The 24,424-nt window shown below is 63.1% G+C and carries 21 protein-coding genes; 12 read left to right on the forward strand and 9 right to left on the reverse strand.

Annotation, left to right across the window (positions count from 1 at the left end):
- Positions 1-18 precede the first annotated feature (18 nt).
- The 8 genes from NKJ17_RS13055 to NKJ17_RS13090 all read right to left on the reverse strand — a co-directional run bounded on the left by NKJ17_RS13055 (position 19) and on the right by NKJ17_RS13090 (position 9,540).
- The gene (locus NKJ17_RS13055; RefSeq protein ID WP_352505348.1) at positions 19-1,461 is read right to left on the reverse strand and encodes a DUF5691 domain-containing protein; all 1,443 of its coding nucleotides are present in this window, start codon (positions 1,459-1,461) and stop codon (positions 19-21) included.
- Positions 1,458-2,861 (reverse strand): SWIM zinc finger family protein, encoded by a 1,404-nt coding sequence (locus tag NKJ17_RS13060; protein WP_352505347.1) that lies wholly within the window; start codon positions 2,859-2,861, stop codon positions 1,458-1,460. Before NKJ17_RS13060 ends, NKJ17_RS13055 begins: the two co-directional genes overlap by 4 nt.
- 192 nt (positions 2,862-3,053) lie before the next feature.
- Complete coding sequence (locus NKJ17_RS13065; RefSeq protein WP_352505345.1) at positions 3,054-4,334, reverse strand: amylo-alpha-1,6-glucosidase; 1,281 nt, start codon at positions 4,332-4,334, stop codon at positions 3,054-3,056.
- 34 nt (positions 4,335-4,368) lie between these two features.
- Positions 4,369-5,409, reverse strand: a complete 1,041-nt coding sequence (locus NKJ17_RS13070; protein WP_352505344.1) for an ABC transporter ATP-binding protein — start codon at positions 5,407-5,409, stop codon at positions 4,369-4,371.
- Positions 5,410-5,430: 21 nt separating this feature from the next.
- Positions 5,431-6,273 carry a carbohydrate ABC transporter permease gene (locus NKJ17_RS13075; protein WP_352476534.1) on the reverse strand — a complete coding sequence of 281 codons (843 nt, stop codon included), beginning with the start codon at positions 6,271-6,273 and terminating at the stop codon, positions 5,431-5,433.
- Complete coding sequence (locus tag NKJ17_RS13080) at positions 6,270-7,115, reverse strand: carbohydrate ABC transporter permease (protein WP_352505343.1); 846 nt, start codon at positions 7,113-7,115, stop codon at positions 6,270-6,272. Before NKJ17_RS13080 ends, NKJ17_RS13075 begins: the two co-directional genes overlap by 4 nt.
- 76 nt (positions 7,116-7,191) lie before the next feature.
- Entirely contained in the window at positions 7,192-8,466 is a 1,275-nt protein-coding gene (locus NKJ17_RS13085) for an ABC transporter substrate-binding protein (RefSeq protein WP_352505341.1), read from the reverse strand.
- A gap of 30 nt (positions 8,467-8,496) precedes the next feature.
- Positions 8,497-9,540 carry a substrate-binding domain-containing protein gene (locus tag NKJ17_RS13090; RefSeq protein ID WP_352505340.1) on the reverse strand — a complete coding sequence of 348 codons (1,044 nt, stop codon included), beginning with the start codon at positions 9,538-9,540 and terminating at the stop codon, positions 8,497-8,499.
- Between the two features lie 226 nt (positions 9,541-9,766).
- Here NKJ17_RS13090 and NKJ17_RS13095 point away from each other — a divergent pair, with 226 nt between their 5' ends.
- From NKJ17_RS13095 to NKJ17_RS13140, 10 genes are all read left to right on the forward strand, one after another.
- Positions 9,767-10,741 (forward strand): sugar-binding transcriptional regulator, encoded by a 975-nt coding sequence (locus NKJ17_RS13095; RefSeq protein ID WP_352505339.1) that lies wholly within the window; start codon positions 9,767-9,769, stop codon positions 10,739-10,741.
- Positions 10,742-10,785: 44 nt separating this feature from the next.
- On the forward strand, positions 10,786-12,231 hold the full coding sequence (locus tag NKJ17_RS13100) for an ABC transporter substrate-binding protein (protein WP_352505338.1): 1,446 nt from the start codon (positions 10,786-10,788) through the stop codon (positions 12,229-12,231).
- Positions 12,232-12,382: 151 nt separating this feature from the next.
- Complete coding sequence (locus NKJ17_RS13105; RefSeq protein WP_352505337.1) at positions 12,383-13,306, forward strand: carbohydrate ABC transporter permease; 924 nt, start codon at positions 12,383-12,385, stop codon at positions 13,304-13,306.
- Between the two features lie 9 nt (positions 13,307-13,315).
- A complete protein-coding gene (locus NKJ17_RS13110; protein WP_023676025.1) occupies positions 13,316-14,173 on the forward strand; it encodes a carbohydrate ABC transporter permease in 858 nt (285 codons plus the stop codon).
- A 4-nt stretch (positions 14,174-14,177) separates the two neighbouring features.
- Entirely contained in the window at positions 14,178-15,296 is a 1,119-nt protein-coding gene (locus tag NKJ17_RS13115; protein WP_352476539.1) for an ABC transporter ATP-binding protein, read from the forward strand.
- Positions 15,293-16,417 (forward strand): ABC transporter ATP-binding protein, encoded by a 1,125-nt coding sequence (locus tag NKJ17_RS13120; RefSeq protein ID WP_352505336.1) that lies wholly within the window; start codon positions 15,293-15,295, stop codon positions 16,415-16,417. Before NKJ17_RS13115 ends, NKJ17_RS13120 begins: the two co-directional genes overlap by 4 nt.
- On the forward strand, positions 16,417-17,979 hold the full coding sequence (locus tag NKJ17_RS13125) for an FGGY-family carbohydrate kinase (RefSeq protein ID WP_352505335.1): 1,563 nt from the start codon (positions 16,417-16,419) through the stop codon (positions 17,977-17,979). The genes NKJ17_RS13120 and NKJ17_RS13125 overlap by 1 nt, the downstream gene beginning before the upstream one ends.
- Positions 17,980-17,986: 7 nt before the next feature.
- Complete coding sequence (locus NKJ17_RS13130) at positions 17,987-19,027, forward strand: 2-hydroxyacid dehydrogenase (protein ID WP_352505334.1); 1,041 nt, start codon at positions 17,987-17,989, stop codon at positions 19,025-19,027.
- A 19-nt stretch (positions 19,028-19,046) separates the two neighbouring features.
- Positions 19,047-20,564: a glycerol-3-phosphate dehydrogenase gene (locus NKJ17_RS13135; RefSeq protein WP_352505333.1), complete on the forward strand. Its 1,518-nt coding sequence runs from the start codon at positions 19,047-19,049 to the stop codon at positions 20,562-20,564.
- Positions 20,564-21,502: a sugar phosphate isomerase/epimerase family protein gene (locus tag NKJ17_RS13140; RefSeq protein ID WP_352505459.1), complete on the forward strand. Its 939-nt coding sequence runs from the start codon at positions 20,564-20,566 to the stop codon at positions 21,500-21,502. The genes NKJ17_RS13135 and NKJ17_RS13140 overlap by 1 nt, the downstream gene beginning before the upstream one ends.
- A gap of 44 nt (positions 21,503-21,546) precedes the next feature.
- Here the strand turns inward: NKJ17_RS13140 and fba are convergent, their stop codons facing one another.
- Positions 21,547-22,611 carry a class II fructose-bisphosphate aldolase gene (gene fba / locus NKJ17_RS13145; RefSeq protein WP_254818718.1) on the reverse strand — a complete coding sequence of 355 codons (1,065 nt, stop codon included), beginning with the start codon at positions 22,609-22,611 and terminating at the stop codon, positions 21,547-21,549.
- A gap of 256 nt (positions 22,612-22,867) precedes the next feature.
- Between fba and NKJ17_RS13150 the strand changes: the two genes are divergently transcribed.
- Positions 22,868-23,632, forward strand: coding sequence for a DeoR/GlpR family DNA-binding transcription regulator (locus NKJ17_RS13150; RefSeq protein ID WP_352505332.1), 765 nt, complete (start codon positions 22,868-22,870; stop codon positions 23,630-23,632).
- Positions 23,633-23,642: 10 nt separating this feature from the next.
- Entirely contained in the window at positions 23,643-24,401 is a 759-nt protein-coding gene (locus NKJ17_RS13155) for a triose-phosphate isomerase (protein ID WP_352505331.1), read from the forward strand.
- The last annotated feature ends 23 nt before the right edge of the window (positions 24,402-24,424 follow it).

Consider the following 24,424-nt stretch of genomic DNA (forward strand, 5'->3'; position numbering starts at 1 on the left):
ATGAATTCTCCGGATTGATCATGTGTCGGTTCGAGACTGATGTTCGGCCAGCGCCGCGTTGAGACGCAGGACACTGAGTGATGGGGCGGCGGGCGGCATACCGGCAGCGACGACCTCGTCGATCAATTTGGCTGCTGTGGTCGCTGTGGCAAGGTAGCCGATCGTTTCCAGTATATCGTCAGCGCCCCGCCGCACGGCTTCGTCGTTTCCCGCAACGGCGGAACGCAAAGCGGGAAGAGCTGACCCGTTCGAAAGATCGTCCCATTCCAGCCAGCCAGCATCAATGCCTTCCGCCAGATTGATCGCGCTGAGGTAATTTGCTTGCTTGAGGATCAGCCGGACGAGAGCCCGTTTCCTGCGGCTGTCCAGACGCGGCACAAGGTGCAACACGAACAGCGCCGGTTTGCCGCCTTCGGTGACAAGCATGTCCGCCATATGCGTCACCGCCGCGTCGCTCCCAGAAGCGGCGACCATTCGGGCGATCAGGATATCAGCGTTGTTGTCGGCGCCGAACTGCCAGGCTCCGATGAATTCGGGTTCCGTGATGCCGAACCGTCTGGCGAGGTCGACCAGATTGCAGGTCTCGAACAATTCGGCGCGGCGCTTTTCCTGCGCCGGGGATTTGAGTTTCGCCGGCGTGTAGGTGGTCCGGCGGCGGATGAAGCCGGATTTGCCTTCGCCGATGAAGACGGCGAGTTCGACTGCTGGATCCTCCGCCCCGCCTTCGCTCGAATGGCCGTGCTCGCCCAACCTTGCCAGCAACCGGCCAGCCAGGTCCTGCACCTTGCCGGAACGGTCGGTGGCAAGGCTTTTCAGGAACGGCGCGTCCTCGGCATTGAGGCCGAAGCGCATAAGTTCGATGAGCGCAAGCCTGACCTCCGCAGGTTCGCCCGAGGCCTTGGCCTCGATCAGCATTCGCGCCGCGGCCGGTTCGCGCCGGCGCATATCGGCCAGCGCGATGCGGCGCGCGGCGGGATAGAACTCATCCCAATTTTCCGCCGTGAGTTTCTCTTGCGGGGTATGTCTTTCTCCATCCACGCTGGCTTGCCAGTCGATCCATGGAGCGTAGACATCCGGGCTGTTCTGATCCGACGAGGGCATCCAGTCCATTGGGTGGAGCACGAAGCCGCGGCTGGCGACAAGCGTCACCACGCGCGTCTTGCGCCTTGCGTCGGCGGCTTGTTTCAGGGCGGCGCGCAAAAGCGGCCGCAACCGCTCCGGCAGCAGTGGCAAGGCAAGCCCGGGCAGCGGCGGCCGCCGCTTGAGCGTCTTCGGCGCCGCCGGCCGCAAGGCGACGCCGAGCGCTTGCGCTGCAATTGCCAGGAGCCGGCGCTCCTGCTCGTCGGGACTTGCGCCGCCTGCGATTGCCTTCCAGGCGGCCGGAGCCAGATCGAAGGTGGCTCCGCCGGTGATCCAGCAATCGCGCATGGTCGCCAGGCCTGTTTGCTCGCCCTCATTCACGACAGGTCAAGCCTCCCGAACCCGCTTTGAGCCGCCAGAAGGTCAAGCCGAGCGCCGTCCCAGAGCGCTGCCGTGGCGGCAAGGTCGAGGCCGAGCAATGTCTGATTGACGGCGCCACTGATCGGCAAGGCGAGCCCTTGCGGATCATCGGCGGCCTGCCACCAGGCTGCGCCCCGATCGTCGACCAGGATCGCACCAGGCGGCAGCATGAGAGGGCTATCTGTGAGCCAGGGAGCGGCATCCTGATGGCACACATGCGCAGCCAGCGGATCCTTGGCGACGCCCAGGGTAAAATCGGGCCACGGGCCCGATGCGACGTCGCCCATGCGTTCTGCCACCAGCGCCCGGAGTGGCCGGCGTGATGGATAAAAGACCAACCGGGCATTGAAGCGATCGCCTGGCGAGAAGGCGTTGGATCGGCGTCCGGCCGAGGCGGGAAAATAATCGAGCAGCAGGGCAAATTGTGGTGTGGAGCTTTTCAGATCGAGCAGCCATGTCGAATGGCTGACCAAACCATCGCGCCGGGTCTCGATCTTCTCGCCGACAACCTCCCAGAGACTTTCGACTTGCATTGCATCGGGATTGGCCAGCACCTGTTCGCGGGTTTCGGATGTCGATACAAGCCGCTTCAGCTCGGGATCGTCGGGCGCCGACCGCCAGGCCTTGGCCAGCAGCACGAGCTTGCCGAGTTCGCGGATCGCCGCATCCGGTCGTTCTTCGCTGCGCAGCGCCATCAGCCGCGACGGAATCTCGTCGATACGGCCGGCGAGCGCCGCTGCCTTCATATCGACCAGCCGCGCAGCAATCCGCCGGCAACGGTCGCTGCTGGCGTCGACAAACCCGGAAAGACCGAGCCGCAACTGGTCGGCAATCCACTGGTCGAGTTCATCGAGCGCCGCCGACACTGTTTCTCGTGTGCTTTCCGCCCGCTTGCGCTGCGCCGCCTCGCGACGCTCGACCGTTGCGTTATCTTCAACGGCGGCGCTCTCGTCCGCCCGTGCGGCTTCGCCAATGCTCTTGGCTTCCGCGCCCGGTGCCGGTTGCTGCACCGGCTGTGACGCCGTCTTCCGGCGCCGGCCAAGCCAGTCATTCACCCATTCCGGCGTGGTATCGGCAGCGGCAAAACTGGCTGGCGCGGTGGCGGCGATCCACATCAGGGCCAGCGTGTGCTTGCATGGGAATTTGCGCGAAGGGCAGGTGCATTTGTAGCCGTGATCACCCGTGTCGACCACCACTCGATAAGGATTGGAGCCGGAACCCTGGCATTCGCCCCAGATGAGCGCCTGCTGCTCATGCTTTTCGAGCCGCGGCCAGTTCGTTCGTTTGGTGAGCTTGGAGGCGGCGCTCAGCGACGCCTGATCGGGAGCAAGCGCCTCAATGGTCTTCAGATCGAATTCCAAGCCGCGCTTCTCCCCGCCCCGACGCAGTATAGATAGCGGTTTGTGACGAATTATTATAGCTCTGGCATGGTGAAGATTGGGCATGCCTTGGCCCTGTTTGATGGGCCAGGACATGCCTCAGACGCAAATGGGGTCGACTGTTATTCGGCAGACAGAACGGGCTTTGGTAGCCGGCGGCCTAGGCGGAAGCGTTCAGGCTCTGCCCTTCAGGAACTCGATCACCATCGCCGCGGTCCAGGTAAAGCGATTGCCGCCGAGCGGCTCGCCGCTGAGGGGATCGTAATATTCGGCAAAACCGCTCTCGGCGATCAGGTCGAGACTGGATTGCGTGATCCGTTGTGCGATTTGGCTGTGGCCGGCGGCGGCAAGGCCGTCGGCGATCATGTAATTGACCACCAGCCAGACCGGGCCGCGCCAGTAGCGCTTTGGGTCGAAGCGTCCATCGCCAGGATCGTGCGAGGGGACGATGTAACGCGCTTTGCCAGCGATGCGCTCGATCGTTGCAGCGATGGCGGCTGCCCGGCTTTCCGGAATGGCCGAAAACACCGGCAGGATGCCGCCGACCGACGCGCTGTTAACGAGCTTTCCGGCCACTCGGTCGAAACAAATGTACTGGCCATGTGTGTCGCTCCACAGCCGTTCCATCGTCGAAAGCCCCTTTTCGGCACGGGCGCGATTGGCTTCTGCGATTTCAGTTTCGCCAAGTGTATCGGCGAGATCGGCAAGGTCGGCGGCGGAACGGATCAGGATGGCGTTGAAGCCGGGATCGACGACCTGGAAGGGCGAGGCATCGTGCAGCCGGGTGTTGTCCCAACCAAGTTCGCGGAAATGCTGCAGCAGCCAGATATAGCGATCGTACTGGGCCCTGGTCGGTCGATGCGCAGGGTCGGCGTGCAGGATGTCGCGGCGGGTGTAGGGCTCGACGCCTTCGGTCGGCACGCGCTCGAACGCCTCGTCCCAGTCGATCGAGTTGTCGCGGCCGGACTCCCATGGGTGAATTATGGCGACCAGCCCTTCGCCGTTCGGGTCGCGATTTTCGTAGAACCAGCGGTGCCAGGCGTCGATCTTCGGCAGCAGCGCGCGGGCGCGCTCGGCCGCCAGTTTCTTGTCCTTGGCCTGGTCGAACAGGCGGCGCACGGCAAAGCCGGCGACTGCCGGCTGGGTGATGCCCGAGGTGGCGGTCGGGCGGTCCGTTCGCCAGACCCCCGGCCCGGGGAAATAGCCGTCGTTCCAGACGTGGAAGACGATGTGCGGCACCATGCCGTCCGGCCACTGGTGAGCGAACAGCGTGTCGATCTCGGTCCAGGCTCGGGCCTCGTCATAGTGGGCAAGACCGAGGGCGGTCAGGCAGGAATCCCAATTCCACTGGAACGGGTAGAGGCCCTTGGTCGGTATGGTATAGGTGCCTTGGTCATTTTCCCTGAGCACCTCGACGGCGCGGGCGATAGTTTCGTCAATGGCAAGAGATATCATCGGGGCGTTCGTACTTTCAGGATCGAAGGGAGGATCAAAGGGCGTTCGTGGTTTCGGGATCGAACCAGCGGATGCGATCGGGTTTGGGCGAAAGCCGCAAGTGATCGCCGACGGCGACCGTGGCGTTCGATTCGAGAATGGCGCGAAACAGGCCGCCCTCGACATCGCAGGTGACCAGCGTGTGCGGTCCGAGCGGCTCGACGACGCGCACGGTGGCGTTAATGCCTTCGTTACCGGCGTCCACATCCTCGGGGCGAATGGCGAATTCTATCGTCTGCTTGTCCGATTTGGGGCCAGGTAGCGTCAGGCCGGCGACGATCCAGCTGCCGTTCGCAGTCTTCGTCGCCGGGATGAAATTCATCGGCGGGTTGCCGATGAAGGAGCCGACGAAGCGGGCCGCCGGATTGCGGTAGACCTCTACCGGTGAGGCGGCCTGGACGATACGGCCCTGATGCATGACGGCGATGCGGTCGGCAAGGCTCATCGCCTCGACCTGGTCGTGGGTAACGTAGATGGTGGTGGTCTTGGACGCCGCCAGCACGCCCTTGAGCTCGGCGCGCATTTCGAGCCTGAGCAGCGCGTCGAGGTTCGACAGCGGCTCGTCCATCAGGATCACATCGGGCTCCATGGCGAGCGCGCGGGCGACGGCCACACGCTGGCGCTGGCCGCCGGAAAGCTGGCCCGAATAGCGCTTCAAAAGTTGCTCGATATGCATGAGCTCCGCGGTGCGGTTGACGCGCCCGTCGACCTCCTGCTGCGGCAGCTTCTTCATGCGCAGGCCGAAGGCGATGTTCTCGAATACCGTCAGGTGCGGAAAGACCGCGTAATTCTGGAACACCATGGCGATGCCGCGGGCGCGCGGCGGCAGATGGTCGACGCGACGGCCGCCGATCCAGACCTCGCCCTGGCTTGGCGTTTCCAGCCCGGCGACGATCCTCAGCAGCGTGGTCTTGCCGCAACCTGAGGCGCCAAGCAGCACCATGAATTCCTGGTCGGCGATGGTCAGGTCGATCGAATGCAGCGCGGTGAAGCCGCCGAAACGTTTTGCCACCTGCTTGATGACGATCTCAGCCATCGGCGTTCTCTTTTGTGCGCGTCATCGGTTGGCGATCCCCCACATGGCGAACAGATATTTGCGGACGGCGAAGATGAAGATCAGCGCCGGGATAACCAAGGCAGCACCGCCGGCGAATTTGAGGTAGAGCGGCGATTCGCCAAGGCTCTGCAGCAGGAAGGCGGTCAGCGTCCGGTTCTCGATGGTGAGCACGGCGGCGGCAAACACCTCGTTCCAGGAGATGGTGAAGGCAAACACCGCCGACGCCGCGATGCCCGGCAGCGCCAGCGGCAGAATGACTTTTCGGAATGCCTGCAATCTCGTGCAGCCGAGTGTCCAGGCAGCTTCCTCCAGCTCGACTGGGATGCCGGAGAACAGCGAGAAGGTAATCAGCACGGCAAACGGCAGCGCCAGCGTGGTGTGGACCAGCGCCAGCCCGATCGCGGTATCGTCGAGGCCGGTGCGGATGAACATCACCGCCAGCGGTAGCGCCAGCAGCGGCAGCGGGAAGGCGCGGGTCATCAGCACGAGGAAACGGAACGTTTCCTTGCCCCGAAATTCGAAGCGCGACAGCGCGTAGCCCGCGGGTGCGCCGAAGCCGATCGAGAGGAGCATCGTCAGCGTGGCGACGAGAACGGAGTTCCACAGCGCCTTGGCGACGCCGGCGAAATTGATGAAGAAAGAAAGGCTGCCGAAATCGAATGACGGGAAGAAGCGCTTGGGAAAGGCGGTCACCTCTTCCGGCGACGACAGCGCGTTGACGATCAACAGATAGATCGGCAGCAGCACCCAGACGCAAAGCAGGATGACGGTGGCGACCAGCAACCAGTTACCGGCTTTGCGGGCCTCAGGCGCGGCGATCGAGAGTTCCGCGACCGTGCTCATATCCGCGCCTCCTTCGGCACACGCAGCACCCGCAGGAAGAACAGCGTGAAACCGATCGAGATGGCGAGGATGAACAGCGCCATGGCGGCGGCGACATTGCGGTCCTGCAGCGTGAACTGCCAATTGTAGGTCTCGCCCATCAGCACCGGCAGATTGGTGCCGCCGAGTGCTGCAACCACGGCAAAGACTTCAAAGGCAAGGATGACGCGCAGGATGATCGCCGTCTGCAGGCTTGGGCGCAGCAGAGGCAGCGTGATCTTGATGAAGCGCTTCCACGGGCTAGCGCCAAAAACCTCCGCCGCCTCGTAGTATTCCCGGGGGATCAGCCCCATGCCGGCGACCAGAATGACCATCATGATGGCGGTCGCGCGCCAGATCTCGGCCAGCGCCACGGCGATGAAGATCGTCAGCTTGCTCTGATAGCCGAGGAACATAACCGGCCTGTGGATGACGCCGAGATTGGAGAGCAAGGTGTTCAGGAAGCCGGACTGGTCGAAGATGGCGAGCCAGATCAGCCCGGCGGCGAGATCGGAGATGCCGAGCGGAATAGCGAAGATGTAAAGCGCAGCGCTGCGCCCGGTTTCAAGCCGCGACACCACCGTTGCCATCAGCAGCGCCATCACCAGTTGGATCGGCACGACGATGGCGCTCAGCAGCAGCGTATTGCGGACAGTGACCGGAAACTTCCAGCTGCCCGCCATGGTGCGGAAATTGTCGAGCGTAAAACCGCCGTCGCGGGTGAACGCCTCGAAGGCGACCAGCGCGAACGGGTAGAGGAAGAAGACGCAGAGGAACAGCGTCGCCGGCATCAGCAGGAGATAGGGAAGGGCCTTGCCGTGCATGGAGCGCTCTCTATTCGACGCTTGTAAACGGGTGGGCGCCCGGCGCGCTGGAAATCCGGACGCCCAGGGAGGATTCCTAATCGACCGGGCAGGCGCCTTGCGATGGTTTGTCGGGCGCCCAGCACGGCGCCTTCGCCTGTTCGATGATCGCTTTCAGCGCCGTCGCCTGTTCGTCGAGCACGCCGTGCACATCCTCGCCGCCGAGCACGATGCGCTCGAAGCTGTCGGTGTAGATCTGATTGAACTTGCCGCTGAGGCCGCCAAGTCCCATCGGCAGCAGCGCCGGCAACGCATCGGGAGCTGCTGTCATGGTGGCGATCACTGGGCTGAAAGCCTTCACCGAGGCCGGCATGTCGTCGGGCAGCTTGACGTTGACGATGGGGAAGAAGTTTGTCGCCTTCAGCGTCGCGATCTGGGTTTCCGGTTTCAGCATATAGGCGACCAGCGCCTTGGCCTTGTCCATGTCAGGCGAGGTCTTCGGGATAGCGACACCGGCCACCACCGGCATGTAGCCGCGGCCTGCCGGGCCAGCCGGCGCCGGAAAGGCGACGAAGTCATTGGGTTTCTGGTTAAAGGCGTCGGCAAGCCGCGCCACGTGGTCGAATGCCACCCAGACTTCGCCGGTCAGCAGCGGCTCCTGCATGAAGGCATAGTTGGTCGAATTCGGGTTGGTGTACTGCCACAACTCCTTGAATTTGTTCCACGCCGTCTCGGCCTCCGCCGAGCGGAACTTGGTCACCATCGAACCGGTATAAGACGGAAGGAGAAAACCCTCGAAGAAACGATGCTTCAGCCCTTTCGGGCCGGCCGGAAAACCGAACTTGGGTGAACCAGTCTTTTCCGCGATGTTTTTCGCCCACTCGATCAGTTGGTCATAAGTGATGGTGTTGAGATCGGTGCCGGCCGGCAGATATTGCAGCGCCTGTTTGTTGGCCGCCATCAGAAAGGTGGCCTGCATCCATGGCAGGTACTTCTGCTCGCCGGTGCCGAGCATGCCGAGCTTCTTGTAGGTCTCGTTGACCTTGACGCCACCGAGATCGACGCCGGACAGATCGACAAGGTTCGCGCCGACGGTGGAGAAGTCTCCGTGCAGGCCGCCGAGCACGCCTATGGTGCCGGAGCCGGCCTGCAGTTCGGCCTGAAGGCGGGTGAGCCAGGGCCCGTCCTCGGCGACCTGATAGTCGACCTGGCCGTCAAACCCCTTCAGCACTTCGCTGCGCATCTTCTGTGTCTCTTCCACTGGTCGCGCCTGTGTCGACCAGAACAACACTTGCTGGGCTTGTGCTGCGCCAGCAGCAAGCGACAACGCCAGCACCGCACCTGCCAATGTCCTCAACGCATTCATCGTCATCTTCCTCCCTGGTTGTGCGCCGCTAAGGCGTCAGTTCCGTCCTGTAGGTGTCGGGCCATGGCTTGCCCGCGAGACAAGTATCGGCCGCACCAGCCGCGTCAGCGGCTTGGTCGGCCTGTCGCCGATGACGGTCAGCAGCATCTCGCCGATCTCGCGCGCGCACTGGCGGATCGAGGCGTCGAAAGTGGTCAGCCCCGGCGGCGCATAGGCGGAGGCGGCTATGTTGTCGAAGCCGATCACCGACAGGTCGTGAGGAATGGCAAGTCCGGCGCGCCCTGCCTCTTCCATGACCGTCAGCGCCAGCTCGTCGAACAGCGCGACAATGGCCGTCGGCCGCTCGGCAGCGTGCAGCAGCCGGTTGATCGCCTGGATGCGGGCACCGCGATCGAAACGCGGCGCCGTCGCCACATCGAGCCTGACCGACGGATCGCCCCGGCGGGCGATCGCGGCGGCGAGCCCATCCTGCCTAAGATGGCGAAACGTCATCGGCTCGGAAATCGTCACCAGGCCGAAATGCCGGTGTCCGAGGTTGTAGAGCATGTCGAAGGCTTCGCCGAAAGCATGCGCGCCATCGGTATCGAGCCAATGGTAGGCAAAGTCGCCGTCGAGCAGCCTGCCATGCGCGACGAACGGGAAATTGCGTTGGCGCAAATAGGCAAGCCGCTCGTCGACCTCGGCGATACGGGTGACGATGACCCCGTCGGCGCGGCCCGATTCGACGACATGGCGAAGCACGGAAAGTTCCGACTGGCCCTGCGCCGCTGCGGCCAGGATCAGGTCGGAGCCGTGCGAAACCAGCCCTTCGCCGAGCCCTGTGACGAATTCGCCGAGGAAGGAATCGACCAGATTGGGGCCGCGGATCGGCAGCACCATGCCGACAAAGCCGCTGCGGCCGGAGACCAGCGTGCGGGCTGCGGTATTCGGCACATAGCCGGCCAGGCGCGCGGCCTCGGTGACACGTTGGCGCGTTTTCAAGGCGATCTGCTCGTGGCCGGCAAGGGCCCGCGAAACGGTGGTGATTGACAGGCCGAGCTGCGCAGCAAGTTCCTTGAGGGTCGTAACGCGGGCCGGCATCGTTCCTCCCGAACGAAGTTTGAAACGTTTGTAATCACTTCAAGCGAAATTGCAAACGTTTTAAATGGTGCGCGGTCGATGTGATTTCTTGCCCGTTGGGTAGCGCGGCCCTATCGACCCCGGCCCGCAAGCTCCTAGTCGGCGATTTAAACGCAGCGGTTGCTTGACTCGGGCGACGCCTTGTGAAAAATTTTGCAGCAACTGATAAAAATATCAAAGGGCGGAAATGGTTGGTTTTGGCAACGGCCTGCTGCGCGACGATGAGACAGGTATGGCAGCCCGTGCCGCCTGGCTTCACTATGCCGGCGGCCTGACCCAGTCGGAGGTCGCCAAGCGGCTCGGCCTGACCAGCCTCAAGGCGCATCGCCTGATCACCAAGGCCAATCAGGAAGGCCTGGTCAAAGTCTATATCGACGGCGAAGTCTCCGAATGCGTGGAGCTTGAGGACGAGTTGTCCGGCTGCTACGGCCTCGACTATTGCGAGGTAGTTCCGGACTTCGATGCCGAAGACCTGCCGCTCAAGGCGCTCGGCATCGCAGGCGCGCAGTTTCTCAAGCGCGAGATCGAACGCGGCGAAGAGGCGCTGATCGGCGTCGGCCACGGCCGCACGCTTGCCGCCTGCGTGGAGTATCTGCCGCGCATATCGGCCGGCCGGATCCGTTTCGTCTCGCTGCTTGGCGGCCTGACGCGCAAGTTCTCGGCCAATCCGCATGACGTCATCCACCGCGTCGCGGAACGGACCGGTGCGGAGGCCTATGTGATGCCCGTACCGATGTTCGCCAACACGGTCGAGGATCGAACCGTGTTGCTCGGGCAGAAGGGCGTCAGCGATGTCTTCGACCTCGCCAAGTCCGCCGACTTGCTTATCGCCGGCATCGGCACCGCCGAACGTGAGGCCTCGCTTGTCGCCACCGGTATGATCGAGAAGGGCGAGATGGAGGAGATCCGCCGCAATGGCGGCGTCGGCGAACTGCTCGGGCATTTCTTCGACAACGCCGGAAAGGCCGTTGCGACGACGCTTTCCGACCGGGCGCTGGCGCTGGCGCGCGAAGACATCAGCAACCGCAGGATTGTCGCCGTTGCCGGCGGCAAGGTGAAGGTTCGCGCCATCAAGTCAGTGCTGGAGGGCCGCTATCTCAAAGGCTTGATAACCGACGAGCGGACGGCGCGATCGCTCGTGGAACAGACGCCGGTCGGGTAGCCGGCAACCATTTCGTTGAAACTACCCTGTGGAGGAGAAGAGAAATGCGTGAGAAAGAGAAAGACCTCATCGACGCGTTCCTGCGTGGACAAGTCGACCGCCGTGGGCTGATCAAGGGCCTCGGTACAATGGGCCTTGCCGCCAGCACCGCCGGCACACTGCTCAATTTCGGGCAGACCCGCGCCCTGGCGGCTGATTTCGACTGGCAGGCGCATAAGGGCAAGACCATCAAGCTGTTGCTCAACAAGCATCCTTACGCCGATGCGATGATCGCCAACCTCGACAATTTCAAGCAGTTGACCGGCATGAATGTCGTCTATGACGTGTTCCCCGAAGACGTCTATTTCGACAAGGTTACCGCCGCGCTGTCGGCCAGCTCGCCCGAATACGATGCTTTCATGACGGGCGCCTACATGACCTGGACCTACGGCCCGGCCGGCTGGATCACCGACCTCAACGAATGGATCAAGGATCCGGCCAAGACCAACCCGAAATATGCCTGGGACGACTTCCTGCCCGGCGTCAGGAAGTCCTGCGCCTGGAACGGCCAGCCTGGCGGAGTGCTCGGTTCCGACGACGCCAAGCAGTGGTGCATTCCGTGGGGTTTCGAACAGAACAACATCACCTACAACAAGGGCATGTTCGACAAGGTCGGCGTCAGCGTTCCCGGCAATATGGATGAGATGGTCGCTACGGCGGCGAAGCTCACCAAGGACGTCGGCGGTGGCGTCTACGGCATCGGCGTGCGCGGCTCGCGCTCCTGGGCGACGATCCACCCGGGCTTCCTGTCGGCCTACGCCAATTTCGACCAGAAGGACCTGAACGTCTCGGCTGACGGCAAGCTGTCGGCCGCGATGAGCACCGCCGAATCCAAGGCTTTCCACAAACAGTGGGTCCAGATGATTCAGGAGAGCGGCCCGAAGGACTGGTCGACCTACACCTGGTACCAGGTCGGCACCGATCTCGGTGCAGGCGCCTCGGCGATGATCTACGATGCCGACATTCTCGGCTACTTCATGAATGGCGGCGATAACAAGATGGCCGGCAAGCTCGCCTTCGCGGCGTTCAAGGCCAATCCCGCCGCCAAGGCACCGACGCCCAATATCTGGATCTGGTCGCTGTCGATGTCCAACTTCTCCAAAGACAAGGACGCCACCTGGTACTTCATGCAATGGGCATCCGGACCCGAGCATGCACTGTTCGGTGCGACCAAGATGGACTTCGTCAATCCGGTCCGCCAGTCGGTCTGGAACGACCAGATGTTCCGGGACAAGTTGAACAAGAGCTATCCCGGTTATGTCGAGATGTTCGACGTCTCGGCGCCGGGCGCCAGCATCAAGTTCACTCCGCAGCCGCTGTTCTTCGATCTCACCACCGAATGGGCGGCGACGCTGCAGAAGATGGTGGCCAAGGAAGTGCCGGTCGACGAGGGCCTCGACAAGCTGGCCGAGAGCATCAACGGCCAGCTCAAGGAAGCCGGGCTCGGCTAAGGGGCGGCAAAGGCTGGCCCGTCGCGGGCCAGCCTTTGAGATGTGATACGTTTGCGACGCGGTCCCGAAAGGTGCCGCCTGCTCGCCCGCCCGGCCGCCTTGCTCCCTTGGGCGGCCGGGACGGCGAAGCAACAGGATGACGGAGCAGCAGATGACTGCGGCGACAATACAAAGAAACACGCCGTCGGGCTTCAGGATCAGCAAGCGTGTGCTGCCTTACCTCCTCAGCCTGCCGGCCCTGCTGGTCTGCATCGGAATCCTGATCCCGTTCCTGACCTCGGTGGTCTATTCGTTCCAGCGCTACCGGTTGAGCCAACCCTGGGCGCGGCAGTTCAACTGGGGCGACAACTATATCTCCTTCTTCACCGACCCGAAGTTCTGGAACACGCTGGAGATTTCGCTGCTCTACGCCGGCATCACCGTCGTGCTCGAGCTGCTTCTCGGTCTCGGCATCGCCATGCTGCTGCAGAAGCGCTCGACGCTAAACAACTTCATCTCGATAATGCTGTTGATGCCGCTGATGACGGCGCCGGCGCTCGCCGCGCTGATGTGGAAGCTGATGACCAATCCCGGCTTCGGTGTGCTCAGCTATCTCGCTAGCCTGATCGGGCTGCAGGATTTCCGCTGGGCCTCGTCTCCGTCGACGGCATTGCTCACCGTCGTCCTTGTCGACATCTGGGTCTACACGCCTTTCATCATGATCCTGCTGCTTGCCGGACTGCGCAGCCTGCCGACGCAGCCCTTCGAGGCGGCAGCACTCGACGGCGTGCCGCGCAGCTTCGTCTTCTTCCGCATCACCCTGCCGATGCTGACCCCCTACATCCTGACAGCGACGCTGTTCCGCCTGCTCGATTCAATCCAGCAGTTCGACATCATCTACGCCATGACCCAAGGCGGGCCGGGCGATACGCTGACCGTCTTCCAGGTGGAGGCCTATCTCAACTTCTTCCAGTCGACCAATGTCGGCCGCTCGGCAGCACTGATGATCATCCTGTGGGCGATTACCTATTTCCTCTCGAACATTTTCATCAAGAACTGGCTGCGGCTGCGCGAACGCGCCCGCGGCCATGCATAGGAGGCTGGCATGGAACACACCTCCCTTCTCGAACGCATCCTGCGTGGCATAGCCCTGGCACTGGTCGTGATCTTCTTCATGTTCCCGATCGTCTGGATCCTGATGATGTCGTTCCAGACCAACGAGACAATCCTGCGGATCCCGCCGCAGCTTGTCTTCGAGCCGACGCTCGCCAACTACACCGCCTTGATCACAGGCAAGCTGATGACGGCAGCCGGCACGCTCGACATCGCCTTCATGCGCAATCTCTGGAATTCCGTCTTCCTGTCGGTCACCTCGGTTGCCGTCGCGCTGCTGCTCGGCGTTCCCGCAGCCTATGCCTTTGCCCGGCACAAATTCCGCGGCTCGGAGGACATCGCCTTCACGCTGCTGTCGTTCCGGTTCGCGCCGGCGCTGCTGGTGCTTTTGCCGCTCACCCTTTATTTCCAGAAGCTCGGGCTGGCCAACACCTATATCGGGCTGATCTGGGTCTACCAGCTGATCTGCCTGCCGCTGATCCTGTGGATCGTGCGCGGCTATTTCGAGGATATTCCGGCCGACATCGAATACGCCTACCGCATCGCCGGCCATTCCTGGTTTGCCACCTTCCGCAAGATCGCGCTGCCGCTCGCCGGGCCGGGCATTGCCGCTGCCGGCCTGCTCGCCTTCATCTTCGCCTGGAACAATTTCGTCTTTGCGCTGGTGCTCGCTTCGGCCGACAAGCAGCCGGTGACGGTCGGCGCGCTGGCGTTCATCACCTCCTCCGGCATCCAGTACGGCCAGATCTCAGCCGCGATCGTGCTGTCGATCACGCCGACGCTGGCGCTCGCGCTTTATGCGCAGCGCTATCTCGTCGAAGGCCTGTCGCTTGGCGCGGTGAAAGGATAGTCCGATGGCAAGCCTCGAACTGCGAAACATCGTCAAGCGCTACAAAAGCCAGACCGTTCTCGACAATCTGTCGCTGACCGTCGCCGACGGCGAAACGCTGGTCCTGTTCGGGCCGTCCGGCGCCGGCAAGACGGTGCTATTGCGGCTGGTCGCCGGCGTCATCGACCCCGACGAGGGAAAGATCCTCATCGGCGGCGAGGACATGACCGACGTCGACGCCGAGTTCCGCGGCGTCGGCATGGCGTTCCAGAACTTCGCGCTGTTCCCGCATATGACGGCGTTCGACAACATCGCCACGCCGCTGCAGGCGAAGCATTCGTCGCAGGGCGCGATCAAGGCCGGCGTCGAGAGCGTCGGCAAGCTGTTGAAGATCGGCCATGTGCTCAGCCACAAGCCGCGGGCGCTGTCCAACGGCCAGAAGCAGCGCACCGCGCTTGCCCGCGCCCTGGTCGGCTCGCCGCCGCTTCTGCTGCTCGACGATCCCTTGCGCAACGTCGATGCCAAATTGCGCTTCGAAATGCGGCTCGAACTGCCAAGGCTGCTCGCCGATCGTGGCGCAACCGTTGTCTACGTCACCCAGGACTACAAGGAAGCGATGGCGCTTGGCGATCGCATCGCAGTGATGTCGCAAGGCGTCGTGAAACAGCTCGGCACGCCCGAACAGATCTATCGCGAGCCGGCCAACGTCGAGATCGCCCGACTGTTCGGCGACCCGACCATCAACCTGCTCGACGTCAAGCCGTCCCGGGATGCCAAGGGCGTCTATGTCGGCCTGTCCAATGTCCAGGTCCATCTGGCCGGCGCGCATGAGGCGGCGGTCGGCCGTGACTGCGTGATAGGCTTGCGGCCGGAGGCGCTGGCCTTTGTTGACGAAGGCACGTCCGGCGCCATCCCGGTGACGGTCGAGGCCGAGACGCCGCTCAACGAGAAGATCGTCACCCTGGTGCGCACCGTGCGCGGCCGTGAAATCCTGGTTTCGCGTCCGTCCGGGATACCGGGTCAATCCGAGGGTAGGGCGCATATCGCTGTCGACAGCAAAAGCGCCCTGCTGTTCGATCGTGCAAGCGGCGAGCGCATCGGCTCGAAAAATGTCGTCAATTTGCGCAGTGGAGAAGCGGCATGAGCCCGAGCGCAATCACCATTTCGGGCGTCGACAAGTTCTACGGTCCGATCGACCGCGGCGTGCACGCCGTCAAGAACCTGACGATGGAAATCGCCAAGGGCGAGATCGTGGCACTGCTCGGCTCATCCGGCTGCGGCAAGACCTCGACATTGCGCATGATCGCAGGCTTCGAAGAGGTCTCGCGCGGCACAATCTCGGTTGCCGGCCGCAAGGTGCACACGTTGCCGCCGGTCAGGCGCAACGTCGCAATGGCCTTCGAGGGCTATTCGCTCTACCCGCCGCTGACCGTGCGCGAGAACATGGCCTTCGCCCTCAAGGCCGCCAGGCTGGCGAAGAGTGCGGTCGATGCAAAGGTTGCCAACATCGCCAAGCTGCTCGAGATCGAGGACATTCTCGAGCGCTATCCGAGCTCGATCTCCGGCGGCCAGCAGCAGCGCGCCAGCCTCGGCCGGGCGCTGATCCGCGAGGCCGACCTGCATCTGCTGGACGAGCCGATGGGCCAGCTCGAGCCGCAGCTTCGCGCCGTGCTGCGCGGCCGCATCAAGCATTTCATCAAGGAGCGTGGCCTGACCGCGATTCTGGTCACCCACGACCAGACCGAGGCCAATGCGCTGGCCGATCGCATCGCTGTCATGGAGGGCGGCGTGCTGCAGCAGTTCGATACGCCTGACAGGCTCAAGGAGCGGCCGGCAAACCTGTTCACCGGCACCTTCGTTGGCGAGCCGCCGATGAATGTCTTCGAGGCCTATGTCGGCACGGCTGCCGGCAAGATCAGTCTCAAGCTGCCCGACGGGCTTTCGCTCGACTACGACAAGGATGCGTTCAGCGGCCCGGTTCGCGACGAATTGCTCAACCGGCAGCGCGTCGTCATCGGCGTCAGGCCCTATGCGGTCCGCCGCTCGAAGGATGGTGTGCCGGCGACGGTTTCGGCCAATCAATGGCTCGGCGACCAGACCCATATCGCCGCCGATTTCGCCGGCGGTTCGCTGGTCCTGGTCGAACATGACCGAACGCGCTTGGAGCTTGGCGCGCCGATCAAGATCAGCATCGATCCGAAAAACCTTCACGTCTTCGATCAGGCGAGCGGCAATGCCATTTCGCACGGCACGGAGCTTGCTTGATGCAGGATGTGCTGATCGGCATCGACGCCGGCACGTCTGTCATAAAATCCGTCGCCTTTGACACGGCGGGCAGGCAGATCGCGTCCGCCGCGCTGCCCAATAAATACGAGACACTGCCGGGCGGCGGCGCCGAGCAGGACCTGACACGCACCTGGGCCGATACCGCGACGACCTTGCGCGAGCTTGCCGACAAGGTGCCGGATCTCGCCAGCCGGACCATTGCCATCGCCGTGACCGGGCAGGGCGACGGTACCTGGCTGATCGACAAGGATGGCGAGCCGGTTGCCAAGGGCTGGCTGTGGCTCGACGCGCGCGCTGCCGCGGTCGTCGAGGAGATCCGCGCGCGGCCGGAGGACCGGCTGCGCTTCGAAAAGACCGGCAGCGGACTCGCTGCCTGCCAGCAGGGATCGCAGTTCGTGTTCATGAAGCGCCACATGCCCGCGATGCTTGCCAATGCAGCGACGGCGTTCCACTGCAAGGACTGGCTCTATTTCAAGTTGACCGGCCATCGCGCCACCGACCCGTCCGAGGGCACCTTCACCTTCGGCGACTTCCGCACGCGCGGCTATTGCGATGATGTGCTCGAGGTACTCGGCGTCACCGATCTCCGGCATCTGTTGCCGCCCATCGTCGATGGCACCAGGCAAAGCACCTCGCTGTCGGTGGCAGCAGCCGATGCGACTGGCCTGCTCGCCGGCACACCGGTCGTTCTGGCCTATGTCGATGTCGCCTGCACGGCGCTCGGCGCCGGCCTGTTCGATCGCGAACGCAAGCCGGGATGCTCGATCATCGGCTCCACCGGAATGCATATGCGGCTTGCCGAAACGCCGGACGAGGTTCTGCTCAACGAGGCTGCAACCGGCTACACGATGACGATGCCGGCACCCGGCGTCTTTGCGCAGATGCAGTCGAACATGGCGGCAACGCTCAATATCGACTGGGTCCTTGGCCTCGCCTCCGGCATTCTCGCCTCGCAAGGTATTACGCGGACCAATGGCGAGATGATCGCGCTGGTCGACCAGTGGATATCGTCGTCCGAGCCAGGCTCGCTGCTCTACCAGCCCTATGTCTCGGAGGCCGGCGAGCGCGGCCCGTTCGTCGATGCCAATGCCAGGGCCGGCTTCATCGGCATTTCGTCCAGGCACGGCTATGCCGACATGGTCCGCGCGGTGTTCGAGGGGCTGGCTTTCGCGGCACGCGATTGCTACGCCGCCATGGGGCCACTGCCCAAGGAAATCCGCCTGACCGGCGGAGCGGCCAGGAGCCCGGCTCTGCGCAAGATCCTGGGTGCTGCGGTCGGCGCCGACATTCGCACCAGCGAGCGCGAGGAGGCCGGTGCTGCGGGCGCCGCAATGATTGCTGCGGTCTGCGTCGGCCAGTACGCATCGATGGACGATTGCGTCAGTGAATGGGTCACTCCTTTGCTCCGTGCGGCCGAGCCCAGCGACCGGAAACTTGCCGGTGCCTATGAGGCGATGGCTCCGTCCTACACATTGGCGCATGAGGCGCTGCGGCCGGTCTGGCGTTCGATGGCCGCGTCCAGGCAAACCGACTTGAATTGAGAAGAGCATGCCCAAGAAAATTGCGATCATCGGCGACCGCTTCATGCTTCCGGAAGTGTTTCGCGAGAAAATCGAGGCGGCCTGCGGCGACAACCTCGACATCCGCAGCATTGAGACCGCTTGGCCCGACGAGCCGATGCAATTCGGCAATGCCGCGCTTGGTCTGGGCAAGGTCAAGGAGTATTTCGGCGATCCCGACGAGGTGGTGGACTTCATCGGCGACGCCGAAATCTTCGTCACCCAGCTTGCGCCGCTCTCTGAAAGCATGATGCAGCGCCTGCCCACGCTCGAGCTGGTTGCGGTATCGCGCGGCGGGCCGATCAACATCGACATGGCGGCCGCCAAGGCCCATGGCATTACCGTTGTCAATGTGCCCGGCCGCAACGCCAGCGCCGTGGCCGAGTTCACCATCGGCGCCATTCTCGCTGAAACGCGGCTGATCCGCGTCGGCCACGAAGCCTTGCGCAAGGCCGAGTGGCGCGGCGATCTCTACCGCGCCGACCGCACCGGCCGCGAGCTCAACGAAATGACCGTGGGCGTCATCGGCTATGGCAATATCGGCACCAGGCTGGTTCGGCTGCTGCGTGCTTTCGGCTGTCGCATCCTGGTCTGCGATCCCTATGTGCAGTTGAGCGTCGAGGACCGCAATGCCGGCGTCGAGCTGGTAGCGCTGGACGATCTGCTGTCGCGCTCCGATGTGGTCACGCTGCATTCCCGGGTCACCGAAGAGACGCGCGGTCTCATCGGCAAGGACGCCATTGCCCGGATGAAGCCAGGCGTAATCTTCGTCAATACAGCGCGGGGACCGCTGGTCGACTACGATGCACTCTACGAGGCGCTCGTCTCGGGACAGATCGGCAGTGCCATGTTGGAGACGTTCGCCGTCGAGCCGGTGCCTGCCGACTGGCCCTTGCTGCAGCTGCCGAACGTGACACTGACGCCGCATATCGCCGGCGCGTCGGTGCGCACGGTGACTTATGCGGCCGAGCAGGCGGCCGAGGAAGTGCGCCGCTTCATCGCCGGTCTGCCTCCGGTCAATCCATGCTGACGACAGGGCATAGAGCGAGATGAACGGTGAAACCGAAATCGTCGACCTCTTCGTCATCGGCGGTGGCGTCAATGGCGCCGGAATCGCGCGCGATGCGGCGGGCCGGGGCCTGTCGGTCATTCTTTGCGAAAAAGACGATCTCGCCGAGGGCACCAGTTCGCGATCGGGAAAGCTCGTTCATGGCGGTTTGCGCTATCTCGAATATTACGAGTTCCGCCTGGTGCGGGAGGCGCTGATCGAGCGCGAGGTGCTGCTCGAATCCGCGCCGCACATCATCTGGCCTATGCGCTTCGTGCTGCCGCACAGCCCCGATGACAGGCCGGCTTGGCTGGTCCGGCTCGGCCTGTTCCTCTACGATCATCTTGGCGGCCGCAAGCGGCTGCCGGCCACCCGCACGCTCGACCTGCGCACCGCACCCGAAGGCGCGCCGATCAAGGACGCCTTCAAGCGCGGCTTCGAATATTCCGACTGCTGGGTCGACGACGCCCGCCTGGTCGTCATCAACGCGCTCGACGCCGCGGAGCGTGGGGCCAGGATATTCACCCGAACCGCCTGCATTGCCGCCCGTCGCGAAAGCGGCCTGTGGTCGGTGGAGATGCGCGACGGTCGAACCGGCGTCAGGACCACAGTCCGGGCACGGGCGCTGATCAACGCCGGCGGTCCCTGGGTCAACGACATCGTCAACCGCGTGGCCGGCCAGAACTCCAAGCGGAACGTGCGCCTGGTCAAGGGCAGCCACATTGTCGTGCCAAAATTCTGGGAAGGGCGACAGGCCTATCTCGTCCAAAACAGCGACAAGCGCGTGATCTTCATCAATCCCTACCAGAACGATCTGGCGCTGATCGGCACCACCGACATCCCCTATGACGGGCGGCCGGAAGACGTGACCGCGGATGCCGGCGAGATCGATTATCTGATCAAGGTGGTCAACCGCTACTTCAAGCGCCAGCTTGCGCGCGGCGACGTCGTTCATTCGTTTTCCGGCGTCAGGCCGCTCTATGACGACAATGCCGACAATCCGAGTGCGGTGACCCGCGATTATATTTTCGAACTCGACGCTTCGGCAGGGCAGGCGCCGCTGCTTTCCGTCTTCGGCGGCAAGATCACCACCTTCCGCAAATTGGCCGAGCACGCGCTGGACCGCATCGCCCCGTTCTTTCCGAAGATGGGCAAGCCGTGGACCTCGAAAGGGCATCTGCCGGGCGGCGATATCGCCAATGCCGATTTCGAGCAGTTCCTCGGTGACCTCGGCCACGAATATCCTTGGATGCCCGCCTCCCTGGTCAAGCATTATGGCCGGCTCTATGGCACAAGGACGCGTGATCTGGTCGGCGCGGCCGGTTCGCTCGCCGAACTGGGCCGGCGCTTCGGCAAGGATTTTTTCGAGCGCGAAGCTAACTACCTGCTCGAGCACGAATGGGCCGAGACCGCGGCCGATATTCTCGAACGACGCACCAAGCACGGCCTGCATCTGTCCAGCGCGGAAAGAGAAGCGTTCGAGGACTGGTGTTCGAATCGGCTGGCGAAGGCCGGCTGATGGCCTTTACGCTGTCCCTCAACACCAATCCGCTGGTCAACCGTTTTGCCGAACCGGACGACCTGATCGATACGATCGCCTACGACATCGGCATCCGCGACGTGCAGCTCACGCATGAGTTCATCAATCCCGGCTGGCCGGCGGCAACGATCGCTAAATTCACCCGCCTGTTCCGCTCCGCTCTCAACCGCACCGGGGTGCGCGTGACCTCGGCGATGACCGGCCCTTACGGCCGGCTCAATCATTTCGGCCATCCCGATGCCGACGTGCGACGCTACTACGTCGACTGGTTCAAGACCTTTGCCGAAATTTCGGCCGAGCTCGGCGCCGGCGGCATGGGTACGCAGTTCGCGATCTTCACCCATCGGGATTACGACGATCCTGAACGTCGCGCGCGGCTTTTCGACATCGCGCTGGCGTGCTGGCGTGAGGTTGCCGAGCATGCCCAGGCCGCCGGCTTGATCTACCTGTTCTGGGAGCCGATGTCGGTCGGCCGCGAGTTCGGCCATACGATCGAGAGCTGCCGGACGCTGCAGCGCGAGATCGATGCCGCCGGCATGGCGATCCCGCTCAAGATGATGGTCGACATCGACCATGGCGACGTGACGTCGAGCAATCCGGACGACATCGACCCTTATGCCTGGGCCGAAGCCTTTCCAAAGCAATCGCCGATCATCCACGTCAAGCAGTCGTCGATGAACAAGGGTGGCCATTGGCCGTTCATTGCCGCCCACAACAAGGACGGCCGCATCACACCGGAAAAGCTGCTGGAGACGATTCGCCGTGGCGGCGGCGTCGACAACGAGATCTGCCTCGAATTGTCGTTCCGCGAGCGCGAGCCCGTCGACCACCAGGTCATCGCCATGATCCGCGAGTCGGTCGGCTATTGGGCGCCCTTCATCGAGGCCGGCAGGGCCGATCTTTTGCCGCGAGCATGATGGATGAGCAGGAGCCGATGCGGCCCCTGCTCATCCAGAACACATCAGCCGAATTTAGGGTCGAGGCTGCCGGATTTATAGCGCCTGGCCATTTCCGATAGCGGCAGCGGCTTGATCTTCGGTGCGTTGCCGGCGGTGCCGAATTGCTCGAAACGCTCCTTGCAGAGCTTTCGCATGGCGGCCATCGCCGGCGTCAGATATTTGCGCGGGTCGAATTCGCTCGGGTTCTCGGTCAGCACCTTGCGAATGGCGCCGGTCAGCGCCATGCGGTTGTCGGTATCGATGTTGATCTTGCGCACGCCGTGCTTGATGCCGCGCTGGATCTCCTCGACCGGCACCCCCCATGTCGGCTTCATCTGGCCGCCATATTTGTTGATGATCTCCTGCAGCTCTTCCGGCACCGAGGACGAGCCGTGCATGACGAGATGCATGTTCGGCAGGCGGCGGTGAATTTCCTCGATGACGTTCATGGCGAGCACAGCGCCGTCCGGCTTGCGGCTGAACTTGTAGGCGCCGTGGCTGGTGCCCATGGCGACGGCCAGCGCATCGACACGGGTGTCGCGCACGAATTGTTCGGCCTGCACGGGATCGGTCAGCAGTTGGTCGTGGCTGATGACGCCCTCGACGCCATGGCCGTCCTCCTGCTCGCCGCCACCCATCTCCAGCGATCCGAGAACGCCGATCTCGCCTTCCACCGAGACGCCGCCCCAATGCGCCATGTCGACGACGCGGCGGGTGATGCCGGAATTATAGGCGTAGTCGGCCGGCGTCTTGCCGTCTTCCTTCAGCGATCCGTCCATCATCACCGAAGTGAAGCCGTGCTGGATCGCAGTGACGCAAGTGGCTTCGTTGTTGCCATGGTCGAGATGCATGCAGACCGGGATATCGGGATGGATTTCGACCAGCGCGTCGATCAGCTTGGCCAACACCACATCGTTGGCGTAGGCTCGCGCGCCGCGGCTCGCCTGCAGGATAACCGGCGATTTGGTCTCCTCGGCTGCCTCCATGATGGCGAGACCCTGTTCCATATTGTTCATGTTGAAGGCAGGCACGCCATAGCCGTATTCGGCGGCATGGTCGAGCAATTGTCTCAGTGTGATGCGAGCCACTCAGTAGTCTCCCGTATCCGGTTTCGGGCCAGTGTTTGCGGGCTGTTCGGTTGTCGTCGAGCCCCTGATGCTTCTGGCCGGATTTCCGCGGCACCGCAACCGCTGGGCGCTCGGCCGGCAGCAATTCTTGTTACAGCACGCGACCAGAAGCGTCATGATATCCCATAGAGATATAACATTATCACAAAAAATTTGGTGGCTTGTGCGACGTTTGCTGTTATATCTCGGACGCGGGGTGTACGAGGAAACCGCGGAAATGAAGAGCGACGGCCGTCGGCAAGGCATCATGGATTTTCTGATGGACATCGGCACCGCCAGTGTCGACGATCTTGCCTCACGTTTCGGCGTGTCGAAGATGACCGTCCACCGCGACCTCGACGAGCTCGAGGAAAGCGGTTTTCTGCGCAAGGTGCGCGGCGGCGCCTCGATCCAGCCGAGCAGCCTTTTCGAGAGCGATTTCCGTTACCGCCAGAGATTGGCTGGCGACGAGAAAAAGCGCATCGCCGTCGCCGCCGTGAGGATGATCGAGCCGGGCCAGACGGTGATTATCGACGACGGCTCGACTGCGGGCGGCGTTGCTCGGCACCTTGCCGATCTGCGTCCGCTGACGGTGATCTCGAACAACCTGGCTGTCATCCAGGATTTGGCGGGCGTTGCCGGCATCAACCTGATTGCGCTTGGCGGCCAATACAGCAAGAAGTTCCACGGCTTCTTCGGCCTGCTCGCCGAAGACACGCTGAAATCTTTGCGCGCAGATGTCGCCTTCCTGTCTTCATCGGCCATCCATGGTGCCTCAGCCTTTCACCAAGATCAGGAAGTGGTCCAGACCAAACGGCTGATGATGGCTGCAGCAGCGCGCAAATATCTGCTGGCCGATCACGGCAAGTTTGGCCGCACCGCCTTGCACTTCCTGACCGATCTTAAGGCCTTCGACATGGTCTTCACCGGCCGCGAGCCGCAGCCGCAGATGCGCGCCGCGCTGGATGGCGCTGGCGTTTCGCTGACCGTGATCGCAGAGTAGGAGGGCGCGTATGGTTTATTGGGTTGGCACCAGCTGGAAAATGAACAAGACGCTCGCCGAGGCGATGGCCTTCGCCGAGGCGCTGGCGAAGTTCGTCCCCGGTTTCGACGAGCGCATTCAGCCTTTCGTCATCCCGCCCTTCACGGCGGTCCGCGAGGTCAAGAAAGCGCTGTCGCCGACACGCATCAAGGTTGGCGCGCAGAACATGCATTGGGCCGACGCCGGTGCCTGGACCGGCGAGATCTCGCCGGTAATGCTGAAAGACTGCGAACTTGATATGGTAGAGTTGGGCCACAGCGAACGGCGCGAGCATTTCGGCGAGACCGACAAGGCTGTCGGGCTGAAGACTGCAGCGGCGGTGAAGCACGGTCTCGTGCCACTCATCTGCGTCGGCGAGACCTTGGCTCAACGCAACAGCGGGCAGGCCGCTGCGGTACTGGCCCTGCAGGTGCACGGCGCACTGCAGTTTCTCGAAGGGGCGGCGAAGGCGGCGACGATCCTGTTCGCCTATGAGCCGGTCTGGGCGATCGGCGACAAGGGCGTGCCGGCAAGTTCTGCTTATGCCGACAAGCAGCAGGCGCTGATCAAGAAAATCGCCCGCGACCTGCTGCCCGTGGTGCCGCCGGTGCTTTATGGCGGCAGCGTCAATCCGCAAAATGCCGCCGAATTGGTCGGCCAGCCCAATATAGACGGCTTGTTCATCGGCCGTTCCGCCTGGCAGGCGGAAGGCTATATCGACATCCTCAAACGCGCCTCGGCGGCGATCTGAAGCATCGACCAGGAAGGAAACCG

Source organism: Mesorhizobium sp. M0208, assembly GCF_040322015.1.
Taxonomy (GTDB): domain Bacteria; phylum Pseudomonadota; class Alphaproteobacteria; order Rhizobiales; family Rhizobiaceae; genus Mesorhizobium.